The sequence below is a fragment of the Sphingomonas sp. J344 genome, assembly GCF_024700005.1.
Classification (GTDB): Bacteria; Pseudomonadota; Alphaproteobacteria; order Sphingomonadales; family Sphingomonadaceae; genus Sphingomonas.
Genome location: NZ_JAJONB010000001.1, coordinates 956,132 through 968,627 on the forward strand (window position 1 = coordinate 956,132; position 12,496 = coordinate 968,627).

A 12,496-nucleotide genomic window follows, 5' to 3' on the forward strand; every position below is an offset into this window, starting at 1 on the left:
TCTCCTGTCGGCGACGCCACAAGCGCGTCAGTCTGTATGTTCGAGGACCATGCCCGAATAAGGGGGCAGCATGCCGGAGGCCGCACCGTTGACAGCCGCGATCACCCGGACCCGGTCGTGGACCTCGGGATGCCACGCCAGCGCAGTCGTGCCCAGATTGAATGCACAGGTCAGGCGCTGGCCAGCGATGCTGCGGGTGAACACCAGCAGCGCCTCACCCGCCGCGACCACCGCCATCGCGCCCTCACGCAACGCCGGGTTGGCCGCGCGCGTCGCGATCAGGCCACGGGTCAGGTTGAGCAGCGAGCCATTCTCTGCGGTCTGCCGATCGACCGCCAGCGCGGCATGATCCGCCCCGACCGGCAGCCACGGCTCGCCTGCGCCAAAACCGAGATTCTCCGCATCCGCCTGCCACGGCATCGGAGTCCGCACCCCGTCGCGGCTGAGCGTCAGTGGCCAGTTTGCAATCGCCTCGGGATCCTGCAGCTTGTCGAACGGGATCTCGACCTGGTTCAGCCCCAGCTCCTCGCCCTGGAACAGGATCGCATTGCCGCGCAGGCACAGCAGCAACAGCATCTTCATCGCCGCGAATGCAGCGCGATGCTCGGGTTCCACCCAGCGCGACACCGCGCGCGGGGCATCGTGATTCTCGAACGCCCAGCTCGGCCAGCCCGTGCCCGGCGCATCGGGCCAGGTCTCGACCGCCCTCTTCACCAATGCAGGGGTCAGCTTGGGCGCGTAGAGAAAGTCGAAGCCATAGGCGCTGTTGAGCCGCGTCGTTCCCGACGTAAAGGCGTGCATCTCCGCCTCGGGCGTCGGGCCGCCGACCTCGGCGACCGTGAACGCGCCGCCATGCGCATCGGTCAGCGCGCGGTGGCGCTCGAGGAAGCCGACGATATCGGGGTGGCTCTGGTTGTAGAGATGCTGCTGGAAATCGAACGGGCGGGTGCGCGGTCTCCCATCATCGGGCGCGGGCGGATTGTCGCGCAGCTGGGGGTCGTGCATCGCGAAGTTGATCGCATCGACGCGGAAGCCATCGACCCCGCGCTCGAGCCAGAATTGCGCGGCCGCCAGCGCCGCATCCTGAACCTCCGCATTGTGGAGGTTGAGGTCAGGCTGGCTGCTCAGGAAATTGTGCAGATAATATTGCCCGCGCCGCGCGTCCCAGGTCCAGGCCGGGCCGCCGAATACCGACTGCCAGTTGGTTGGCGGCGACCCGTCCGACTTGGCATCGGCCCAGACATACCAGTCGGCGCGCGGGTTATCGCGGCTCGCCCGGCTTTCCTTGAACCATGCATGCTGGTCGGAGGTGTGCGAATAGACCTGATCGATAATGACCTTCAGCCCCAGCACATGCGCGCGGGCGACCAGCGCATCGAAATCGGCCAGCGTCCCGAAGATCGGATCGACATCGCAATAATCGGCGATGTCGTAGCCAAAATCGCGCATCGGCGAAGTGAAGAAGGGCGACAGCCAGATCGCATCCACCCCCAGCGAGGCGACATGGTCGAGCCGCGCAGTGATGCCGGGCAGATCGCCGATCCCGTCGCCATTGGAATCGGCGAAGCTGCGCGGATAGATCTGGTAGATGACCGCTCCGCGCCACCAGTCCTGCTGCGTTTCGGTGATCGTCAACGGTGCGGCCTGATTCACTTGGCAGCTCCCGTGGCGGCGCAGGCAACATAGCCGAATGCGGGGAGCGTGACGGTCAGGGTTCCGGGCGCGGCGGCGCTGGCGGGGCAGCTGCCGACAATCGCAGTGAAGCCGGTCGACCCGACACCGACCTCGACATTGCGGGTGATCGGGGTGCTGCTGGTGTTGAACGCGACCACAACCTCGGCGCCGGTGGCAGGGTCGAAGCGCGACACCGCGAACAGGCCGGGCGTCTCGTCATAGTTGCGCGTCACCTGCCGCCCCTTGCTCAGCGCGGGCGTCGCGCGGCGTGCTGCCGACAGCTTGGCAATTTCGACATAGAGCGGATGCGTCATGTCGAAATTGGAATCCGCCGTCGTCTTGCTGGTGCCGATCAGGGTGTTGTCATTGTACACCGCGACCTTGCTCGGGAACATGTCCTCGCGCGCGTCCTGATCGTTGCCGTCACCGATGAACCCCTGCTCGTCGCCCGAATAGACGGTCGGCACGCCGCGCAACAGCATCAGCATCGCGTGGCCGAGCTTCACCCGCGCGAGCAATTCGGCATCGTCCGCCTTGGGGAACGCCTTGCGCACATCGGTCGAGAAGCGGCCATGGTCGTGGTTGGAGATGAAGGTCGGCAGCTGCAGCGCGGTCGCCGCTCCGCCCTCATACAGCGCGTCGCGGTCGAACAGAGCCGCGAGCGTGTCGGTCCCCTTGCTCCCCGCCACGGTCGCCTGCACCGCTGCGCGGAACCCGAAATCGAGCACGCTGGGCAGCTGGTGGACGCGGGTGTGCAGTGCCAAGTCGCCGGCATCCCCCTCATTTGCCACTTCGCCGAAGATGTGGAAATTGGGAATGCCCTTCGCCGCCGCGCGCGCTTCCATCGCTGGCACGAATGCCTGCCAGAATTCCGGGTTTACGTGCCGCGCGGTGTCGATGCGGAAGCCGTCGATCCCGAACTGGTCGATCCAGCCGCCGTAAATGTCGATGAACCCCTGAACCACCCGCGGATTCTCGGTCATCAGATCGTCCAGTCCGACGAAATCGCCGATCGTCGAGCTTTCGTTGCGGAAGGTCGTGTTGCCGCGATTGTGATACCAGATCGGGTCGTTGAGCCATGCTGGCACCTTCACCGACTTCTCCGCCTCGGGCACGAACGGGGTGTAGGCATAAGTGGGATCGGTCAGCTTCGCGAAGTTTTCCGCGGTGCCGATGCCGTCACCGGCAAAGCCCGGATTGATGGCCTTGCCGGTGACGCCCCCTTTGCGCTGGTAGGGATAGTCGGCGCGGCTGCGATAGGCGCAGGCGCTGACCGGACACTCCCGATACTGGATCACGTCCGCCGTGTGGTTGGTGATGATGTCGAGATAGACCTTGATCCCGCGCGCATGCGCCGCGTCGACGAACGCCTTCATCTCCGCATTCGTCCCGAAATGCGGGTCGACCTGGGTGAAGTCGGTGATCCAGTAACCGTGATAGCCGGCGCTTTCCTGCCCCGGACCGCCCTGCACGGGCTTGTTCTTGTAGACCGGCCCAAGCCAGATCGCGGTCGCGCCGAGCCCCTGAATATAATCGAGCCGCGAGATCAGCCCCTTGAGGTCGCCGCCATGGAAGAACCCCTTGTGCGTCGGGTCGAAGCCATGGGTGAGCCGGTCGCCCTTGAGCCCGCCCTTGTCGTTCTTAGGGTCGCCATTCTCGAACCGGTCGGGCAGCATGAAGTAGAGTACCTCTTGCTCCGCCGTTCGATCGCGCAGTTGCGGTGCGGGGGTCTGGGCCAGCACGGGGCTGGCGAGCGCGGTGGCTAGGATCAGCGGCAACAGCTTCATACGCGGGTCACTTCCTGGGGCTGAGATTGCGGGGTCGCCACGAAGCGCGCGACGAATGCATCATGGTCGGGCATCCGCGCCGCATCGCGGGCGAAAGCGGTTGAGATGGTCGAGAGGAACTGGTCGAGCTGCGTGTCGTCGAGCTGATCAGCGAGCGGGTGCCAGCGCGCGGGCAGGATGTTCTGTCCCACCATCACCTGCAACCAGCCGGGGACGTCGAACAATTCGTCATGCTCACGCACGATGCGGCCGTCGGTGCGAAACATCGCGATGCGGTTTGCCAGCGGCTCGGGCAGCTCCATCGTGCGCAGCGCGTCCCAGAAGGGTTCACCCACTCGGCCATTGGCGGTGTAGTGAAGGATCACGAAGTCGCGAATCCGGTCGATCTCGAAATCCGCCATCCGGTTGAACCCGTCACGATCGGCATCCGCGACCGCCCCGCTCGGCAGGAAATCGAGCAGCCGGTTGATCCCGGTCTGGATCAGATGAATCGAAGTCGATTCCAGTGGCTCGATGAACCCCGACGACAGGCCGATCGCCACGACATTGCGGTTCCAGAATTTCTTCCGCTTGCCGGTGGTGAAACGCAGCATGCGCGGTTCGGCCAGCGCCTCGCCATCGAGGTTCGCCATCAGCGTCGCGGTCGCCTCATCCTCGCTGGTGTGCCGCGAGCAAAAGACATGGCCGTTGCCGGTGCGGTGCTGCAACGGGATGCGCCATTGCCACCCCGCCTTGCGCGCAGTGGCGCGGGTATAGGGCGTGAGCGGACGGGCGCTCGCGCACGGCACCGCGACCGCGCGGTCGCAGGGGAGCCAGTGGCTCCAATCCTCATAACCGGTCGCCAGCGCGCCTTCGATCAGCAGCCCGCGAAAGCCGGTGCAATCGACGAACAGCTCGCCCGCGACCCGCTCGCCGCCAACCAGCGTCAGCGCCGCGACATCGCCGCTTTCGCCGTCGCGCTCGACCTCCGCGATCCGTCCCTCGACCCGCACGACGCCGCGCGCCTCGGCGAAGCGGCGCAGGAATGCGGCGTAAAGACCCGCGTCGAAATGATAGGCATAGGGCATCGGCGGCAATGCGCTGTCCGGCGCGCGCTGAACATGCGCGAAGCGGTTTCCATAAGCCGCGACGGCGTTGAGCACATAGTCACCCAGCGGCCCCGCCCGGCCCGCAGCGCGTCCACGCAGCCAGTAATGGTGGAAGGGCAGCAGCCCCAGCCCACGCCCGACCAGCCCGAAGGCGTGGATGTAGCGATCCTCGAACCCGCCCCAGCCGGCGAATTCGATCCCCAGCTTGTAGGTGCCCTGGGTCTCACGCAGGAACTGCGCCTCGTCGATGCCCAGCGCCTGATTGAAGTTGCGGATCATCGGGATGGTGGCTTCGCCCACCCCGACGGTGCCGATTTCCTCGGATTCGACGAGCGTGATCCGCCAGCCCTTGCCGCAGAAGCGCGCGAGCGCCGCTGCGGTCATCCAGCCGGCGGTTCCGCCGCCGGCGATGACGATGCTGCGCAACATTTCAGACATCGTATCGCCTTTCCCCCGGCGGGCGAGCCGCCGGGGGATACGGGAGAGATCAGAACTTGAAGGTGAAGCCGGCCTGGAAGCGACGGCCGAAGCGCTGGTGGTTCATCACCTCGAGCGGTCGGCCCGGGTTGATCGCCACGAACGGCTCGTCGGTCAGGTTCGAACCCTGGAGGAACAGCGACAGCCCTTCGAGTGCGCTGCCCGGCTGGAAGTCGTAGCCGATCTGCGCATCGATGATCGTCTCATCCAGCGCACGGCGACGCTGACGGACCGCGCCGAGGCCGGAGAACTCACCCAGGAAGGTCGAGCGATAGCGAACGCTGCCGCGCAGGTTGAAGCCCCATTTCTCGAAATAGGCCGTGCCGTTGGCAACCCAGTCCGAATAGCCGGGGATATTCTCCGGCGGCTGGCCCGGCTCAGGCGCGATCTTGGACTTGGTGTAGGATACGCCACCCGTCACGCCGAAGCCCGATAGCGCCGAGGTAAAGGTCTCGAACGGCACGGTGCCGGCGAATTCGGCACCATAGATCTCGCCGCCCTCGCCATTGAACGGCTGGCTGATCCGACCCATCGTGCTAACCGGCGGGGTGGGCTGGATGATCGGATAGCTCGAATAATCGAACGGCCGCTCCCCGGTGTAGATGTAGTTGTGCAGCGTCTTGTGGAACAGCTGCAGCGCGACATATCCGCTCCGTCCGAAATACCGCTCGAACGTCAGGTCGAACGCGGTGGCGCGATAGGGGCGCAGCGAGGGGTTGCCGCCGCTGCCGGTCACGATGCGCTCGGCGACGTTCGGGCCATAGGAAATGTTCACCCGCATATCGTCGAGCCGCGGCCGCTGGATTTCGCGCGCCGCGCCAAAGCGGATCACGAAGTCGCTGTCGAAGCGCAGCGACAGGCTGAGGCTGGGCAGCACGTCCCAATAATCGTCGCCCAGCGTGCGCAGCTGTGGCCCGGTCGGGGTCATGATATAGCCGGTCGAGTTCTGGTTGGTGTGCTGTGCCAGCACGCCCAGATTGCCGGTCAGCCGCGCTCCGCCCAGATCGGAATCGAGGTTCAGCATCGCGAAGCCGCTCAGCACCTCTTCCTCGACGCTGAAGCTCTTGAACAGCACGTCCTGCGCGGTGTTGGCGACGCGGGTGTAAACCCCGCCATTGAGCAGGTCGAGCGGGTTGTAGCTCAGCATCGGGCCAAGGCCGAGATAGTCGAGATTGGTCGGCGTCAGGCGATATTGCGTCGGCACTTGCGCCTGCAACGCACCACCCGCGAGCTGGAGGAAATATTCATCCGGAACCAGCGACTTTTCGCGATCGACATAGTTGGCACCCAACTGCAGGCTCTTGATGAAGCCGCCGTCAAACTCCTTCTCGATCTCGGCGAGGTAGCTGAACAGCTCATCGTCGACGATACGGTCATTGTAATAGCCATGCTGGCGGCCACCCGGCGCGCCGCCGCCCCAACCAAGCGGGTCCGTCAGCACGATCGTCGTCGGATTGCTGTAGTCGAGCACATGCGACGTGAAATAGGTGCCCGTCCCGGTGGTGCGGAACGACAGCGTGTCGGTCGCGCCGACGCCGCCGCCGGGTCCGGTGCCCGCGTTGGATTCGAGGATCAGCTCGCGGCGATCGGTGCGCGACCAGCCAAAGTCGAAATTGACGTTCCAGCCGTCGTCACCGTCGTGGCGCAGATTGAAACCGCCCGAATACAGGTCCGCCTGACGCAGATAATTGTGATTGTTGACCACGCCCTCGACCCCGGTGAACGTACCCGCGGTGATGAGGTTGCCGGTCGTCTCCCGCCCGGTCGGCGAAAGCGCCGCGCCGCTCCACGCGAGCGGCAGTTCGATGCCGCGCTTGATCTGGGTATCGTCGAAATTGGAATAGAATCCGTCGAGCGTCATCATCCAGTTGCTGCCGAGATCGGCCTGGATCGTGCCCGAAATGCCGAGCCGCTTGAGCTGAGAGGTGGTGACGAACGGCTTTACGCCGCCGATCAGATTGACACCGCCGACATCCGCATAGCCCCAGGCCTCGAACTCCTCGATCTGATAGGGCTCGTCGACATAGGCCGCAGCGAGCGCGACGCCCACGCGATCGTCCATGAACTTGCCGACATAGGTCGCGTTGAGGCGATAGCCCCAGTCCTTAGACCCGCTGTTGAGCTTGCCCATGTCGGTGTAGATGCCGCGTGCACCGACCGCGAAGACTTCCTTGCCATATTCCAGCGGGCGGATCGTGCGGATGTCGACCGTGCCGACCAGTCCCTGGGAGGTCAGCGAAGCGTTCGGGGTCTTATAGACGTTGACGCCGCTGACAATTTCCGAAGGATATTGGTCGAATTCGATGCCCCGATTGTCGTTGGTCGAGGTCTGCGGACGCCCATTGAGCAGCGTCGCCGAAAAGTCCGGGCCAAAGCCACGGATCGAGATGAACGAGCTGCGGCCCGAGATGCGCTGCGAGGTCAGACCCGGCAGGCGCGCAATCGATTCCGCGATTGAGGCGTCGGGCAGCTTGCCGATATCCTCGGCCGAGACCGACCTCGACGATCTGCTCCGATTCCTTCTTGGTCGAAACGGCGCTTTCCAGTGCGGCGCGGAAGCCGGTGACGACGACTTCCTCGCTCTCGGCTGCAGGCTCAGCGTCCTGCGCTTGGGCGGGCATCGCCAGTCCGGCGACGAGGATCGCGGCGGCAATCGCCGACCCGCTGGCTCCGTTGGAAAGTCGTGCGGCCGCGCGGCCGCCAAGCATGTGACGCATCATATCCTCCCCTATGCCGGCCCCCTAATCTGGCCGGGGCGCACCCTTGCGGCGCGTTACGCATAATATTCAGGGCAAGCGCCGCGATACGCCAGCGAACGGCATACGTATTCACCGGCAAGGCCATGCTGCGTGTCCGTTGCGCAACATTGACGCCGCGCGGAAAGGCGCTCAACGTTCACGGGTCAAGCGGAGGGCACATCCGCGGACGCTTAGGGGATTGGGTGCCACTGGCCATGCAACGCAAGCCGACATCGTTCGACATCGCGCACCTTGCCGGCGTGTCGCAGCCGACCGTGTCGCGCGCGCTGCGCGGCGGGCGCGGGGTCAATGAAGCGACGCGGATGCGGATCGAGGCGATTGCCCGCCGGCTGAATTACCGCGTCGACAAGGCCGCATCGAACCTGCGCAGCCGCCATGCCGAAACGCTCGCGGTGCTGATTTTTCAGGACGAAAGCGCCGACGACAGCGCGATTAATCCCTTCTTCCTCTCGATGCTGGGCTCAATCATGCGCGCCTGCGCCGATCATGGGCAGGACATGCTGGTGTCGTTCCAGCAGCTCGGCAGCGACTGGCATCAGGATTATGAGGATTCGCGGCGCGCCGACGGGCTGATCCTGCTCGGCTATGGCGATTACGAGCTGTACCGTGCCAAGATCCGCGAACTGATCGCGCAGAACACCCATTTCGTGCGCTGGGGGTCGGTCGAGGCGGAGGGCGCGGGGCTGACCGTCGGGTGCGACAATCATGGCGGCGGGCGCGCGGCGACGCGCCATCTGGTCGAGCTGGGTCGCAAGAACATCGCGTTTCTCGGCCACGCGTCGAGCCATTATCCCGAGTTCCACGACCGCTATCGCGGTCATCTTGCCGCACTCAAGGAGGCCGGGATCGCTCACGATCCCGTGCTTCAGGTCGATGCGCTCACCTCAGAGGAAGCTGGTGCCGCCGCCGCCGAAGCGTTGATCGCGCGCGGCGCGAGAATCGATGCGATCCTCGCCGGGAGCGACCTGATCGCGATCGGCGCGATGCGCACACTTGCTGCGCGTGGCGTCCGCGTTCCCGAGGATGTCGCCGTGGTCGGGTTCGACGATATCGCCGCGGCAAGCTTCACCAACCCGCCGCTCACCACCGTGATGCAGGACACCCGCGCCGCCGGGCGGATGCTGGTCGAGACCCTGCTCGGCCGCATCCGTGAGGAGCGCGTCCACGACGTCCTGCTTCCCGCCAAACTCGTCGTCCGCCGCTCGTGCGGCGCACCGGCCTGACAGCCTTCAAGGACCTATAATGGAAAAACCGCGCCAGGGCTTTTGGGGCCTGTGGAATATCTCGTTCGGCTTCTTCGGCATCCAGATCGGATTTGCACTGCAGAATGCGAATATGAGCCGCATATTCCAGTCACTCGGCACCAGTATCGATGATCTGCCCGCGCTCTGGGTCGCGGCGCCGCTCACCGGGCTGCTGGTTCAGCCGGTGATCGGGCATATGAGCGACCGCACCTGGCTGGGCCGACTTGGCCGCCGCCGCCCCTATTTCCTCGCCGGCGCGATTCTCGCCGCGCTGTCGCTGTTCGTGATGCCGCTCGCGCCGGTCCTGCTGGTCGCGGCGGTGATGCTGTGGGTGCTCGACGCCTCGCTCAACATCTCAATGGAGCCGTTCCGCGCGTTCGTCGGCGATATGCTGCGCAAGGACCAACATAGCGCGGGCTATGCGGTGCAGACCGCGTTCATCGGCGCGGGCGCGGTGATCGGTTCGATTTTCCCTTACGCGCTCGAGCATCTTGGCGTGTCCAATGAAGCCCCGCTGGGCGCGATTCCCGACACGGTTCGCTACGCCTTCTGGTTCGGCGGCGCTGCCTTGTTCCTAGCGGTACTGTGGACGATCGTAACGACGCGCGAATACAGCCCCGAACAGATGGCGGCGTTCGACGGCGCTCGCGCCGAGGCGGCCGACGACAGCATCCGCGTCCTGGCCGCGCGCGATCCAATCGCAAGTTTGCTTTGGATCGCGGCGGGCGCGGCGGTCGCACTCGCGGTGGGATGGTTCGAGCTTGAGAAGGAAGTCTATCTGCTCGCGGCTCTGCTCGCATCCTATGGCGTCGCCAGCCTGATCGCAATCCAGCTGGCAAAATCGGGGCGCGGCACCAACATGCTCGCCAGCATCGTCGGCGATTTCGCCGGAATGCCGCCGATCATGAAGCGGCTAGCGGTGGTGCAATTCTTCAGCTGGTCGGCGCTGTTCATCATGTGGATCAACACCACGCCCGTGGTCGCCGGAGCCTTTTACGGCGCGCCCGACGCCGCCGATCCGCGCTATCAGGAGGGGGCAAATTGGGTCGGGGTGTTGTTCACCGTCTATAACGGCGTCGCTGCCATAGCAGCACTCACCCTGCTCCCGCTGCTCGCATCGCGCTTCGGCAAGGTGCGCACCCATATCATCGGCCTGATATGCGGCGCGGTGGGGTTCGCCAGCTTCTTCCTGATCCGCGATCCCCAATGGCTGATCGCCAGCGAGATCGGCATCGGCATCGCCTGGGCGTCGATCCTCGCCATGCCCTATGCGATCCTCGCGTCGAACCTTCCCCAGGCAAAGCTTGGCATTTTCATGGGGTTGTTCAACGTGTTCGTCGTCGTACCCCAGCTGTTGGTGGCTACGGTGATGGGGTCGATCATGAAGGCATTCTTCCCCGATCAGCCGATCTGGACGATGGCCTTTGCGGCGGGGACGCTGGTGCTGGCGGCGCTTGCGATGACGCGGGTGAAGGAGGGCTAAAGCGCCGCGAAATCGATCGGTCCGTGCCGGTCGAGCGCGCGTGAACGATCCTCCATCGGGTATTTCAGCCCGGTCGCGCAGTTGAACAGCACCGCAGTTTCATCCGGCGACACCCGTCCATCGGCGACCGCCGCGCGCCACGCCGCCAGCGTCGCGCCGCCCTCGGGGCACAGCAACAGCCCGTCGAGCCGCGCCGCATCCTCGATAGCCTCGAGGATTGCGGCATCGCTCACCGCCATCGCGAACCCATTCGATTCACGCACCGCGTCGAGGATCAGGAAATCGCCCACCGCCTGCGGCACGCGGATTCCAGCGGCGACGGTATGGGCGTCCTCCCACCGCGTCGCATGGCGCTCACCCGCCTCCCAGGCGCGCACCATCGGCGCGCAGCCTTCGGCCTGAACCGCAACCATGCGCGGGCGCTTCGATCCGATCCAGCCCAGCGCCTCCAGCTCGGCAAACGCCTTCCACATGCCGATCAGCCCGGTACCGCCGCCGGTGGGATAGAAAATGACGTCGGGCAATTCCCAGCCAAGCTGCTCGGCCAGTTCCAGCCCCATCGTCTTCTTGCCCTCGATCCGGTACGGCTCCTTCAGCGTCGACAGGTCGAACCAGCCATTGGCCTCCTTCCCCGCCGCGACCAGCTTGCCGCAATCGTCGATCAGGCCGTTGACGCGATAGACTCGCGCGCCCTGTGCCGCGATCTCGCGCACATTGATCTCGGGCGTGTCATCGGGGCAGAAGATCACCGCTTCGATCCCCGCCTGCGCCGCATAGGCCGCCGCCGCCGCGCCGGCATTGCCATTGGTCGGCATCGCGATGGTGGTGACGCCCAGTTCCTTCGCCATGCCGATCGCCATGACCAGCCCGCGCGCCTTGAACGATCCGGTGGGTAGCCGCCCCTCGTCCTTGACCAGCAGATGTGCCGCCCCCGCCCCCGCCGCAACTTTGCGCAGCGGGACGATCGGCGTTGCGATCTCACCCAGGCTAACGATATTCTCCGCCTTCCGCACCGGCAGCAGTTCGCGATAACGCCACAGATCCGCAGGGCGCAGCGCGAGATCCGCCGGCGTCACCGCCGCCCGCACGGCATCGAGATCGTAGCGGACCAATAGCGGCCGCCCGACCCGTGACAGGCCCTGAAGCGTGTCGGCGTCATAGCGCTCGCGAGTCAGCCCGCATTCGAGGTGGGTGACAAAGGTGGGGCGGTCGGCGGTGAGATTGGCGTCGTACAGCATCGCGCGGATGTAGGACCGGAGGCGTCGTTAGTCGATGCGCTCCGCGCGCCATCCTTCGCCAACGATCGCACGGTCGCCGACTACGCCGCGATATGCCTTCCCATCGGCGGTAAAGCTCAGCGCGGCTCCGGCCAACTGCGCACCGCCAATGGGCCGTCCGTCCAGCCTGCCCGAAATCCGGCTGCAACGCTGGTCGATGCTCATCCGCCCGATCGTGCCATCGTTGCGGACCAGCTGCCATTCTCCTGCTGCAATCGCCGGGATCGTCCAGCGATAGACGCGTTTGTCGGCGATCTCCCGAAACTCGTCATGCACCCAGTCGCCCATGTCGAACGCATGGCTCACCACCCGCGCCCCCGCCTTCATCTCATTGAGAAGCTTGGGCTTCAGTCGCTCGTTGAGCGCGGGCAGCAAATAGAGGGTGGCGACATCGACATCGCGCAGCGACACGGTGAACAGATCGTCTCGAACGAAGCGCGCGCGCTCCTCCAGCCCTTCAAGCCGGGTCAGTGACCGCGCCCGCGCGACCAGATCGGCGTCGATCTCGACCCCCAGCGCAATGGCACCCCGCCGCGCGGCCGCGCGGGGAATGCGCCCATCGCCCGACCCCAGGTCGATTAGCCGTTCACCTGCCTTCAGCCCCGCCATGTCGAGCATCCCCTCGACCACCTCCGGCGGCGTCGGGACATAGGGCACGTCCTTCGGTCGCCGCGCAAGCGTGGGAACAGGAAACACACAACAGGACC

General features: G+C 65.4%; 8 protein-coding genes. 2 read left to right on the forward strand and 6 right to left on the reverse strand.

The window, feature by feature from the left end; translation table 11 throughout:
* Nucleotides 1-27: 27 nt before the first annotated feature.
* From LRS12_RS04785 to LRS12_RS04800, 4 genes are read right to left on the reverse strand one after another with little or no spacing between them, the layout of a single operon-like run.
* Entirely contained in the window at nt 28-1,653 is a 1,626-nt protein-coding gene (locus LRS12_RS04785; RefSeq protein ID WP_257843572.1) for an alpha-amylase family glycosyl hydrolase, read from the reverse strand.
* Nucleotides 1,650-3,461, reverse strand: coding sequence for an alpha-amylase family glycosyl hydrolase (locus LRS12_RS04790; RefSeq protein ID WP_257843573.1), 1,812 nt, complete (start codon nt 3,459-3,461; stop codon nt 1,650-1,652). Before LRS12_RS04790 ends, LRS12_RS04785 begins: the two co-directional genes overlap by 4 nt.
* Nucleotides 3,458-4,987, reverse strand: coding sequence for a tryptophan halogenase family protein (locus tag LRS12_RS04795; RefSeq protein ID WP_257843574.1), 1,530 nt, complete (start codon nt 4,985-4,987; stop codon nt 3,458-3,460). Before LRS12_RS04795 ends, LRS12_RS04790 begins: the two co-directional genes overlap by 4 nt.
* A 49-nt stretch (nt 4,988-5,036) precedes the next feature.
* Entirely contained in the window at nt 5,037-7,679 is a 2,643-nt protein-coding gene (locus LRS12_RS04800) for a TonB-dependent receptor (RefSeq protein ID WP_257843575.1), read from the reverse strand.
* Between the two features lie 294 nt (nt 7,680-7,973).
* Here LRS12_RS04800 and LRS12_RS04805 point away from each other — a divergent pair, with 294 nt between their 5' ends.
* A complete protein-coding gene (locus LRS12_RS04805; protein WP_374581246.1) occupies nt 7,974-9,008 on the forward strand; it encodes a LacI family DNA-binding transcriptional regulator in 1,035 nt (344 codons plus the stop codon).
* A 19-nt stretch (nt 9,009-9,027) separates the two neighbouring features.
* Nucleotides 9,028-10,512 carry an MFS transporter gene (locus LRS12_RS04810; protein WP_257843577.1) on the forward strand — a complete coding sequence of 495 codons (1,485 nt, stop codon included), beginning with the start codon at nt 9,028-9,030 and terminating at the stop codon, nt 10,510-10,512.
* On the opposite strand, the gene LRS12_RS04815 is transcribed toward LRS12_RS04810, so the two are convergent.
* Together LRS12_RS04815 and LRS12_RS04820 are read right to left on the reverse strand one after the other, a co-directional pair.
* The gene (locus tag LRS12_RS04815) at nt 10,509-11,750 is read right to left on the reverse strand and encodes a threonine synthase (RefSeq protein ID WP_257843578.1); all 1,242 of its coding nucleotides are present in this window, start codon (nt 11,748-11,750) and stop codon (nt 10,509-10,511) included. The two genes, LRS12_RS04810 and LRS12_RS04815, sit on opposite strands and share 4 nt — an antisense overlap.
* 27 nt (nt 11,751-11,777) lie before the next feature.
* Complete coding sequence (locus LRS12_RS04820; protein ID WP_257843579.1) at nt 11,778-12,485, reverse strand: methyltransferase domain-containing protein; 708 nt, start codon at nt 12,483-12,485, stop codon at nt 11,778-11,780.
* Nucleotides 12,486-12,496: the final 11 nt, after the last annotated feature.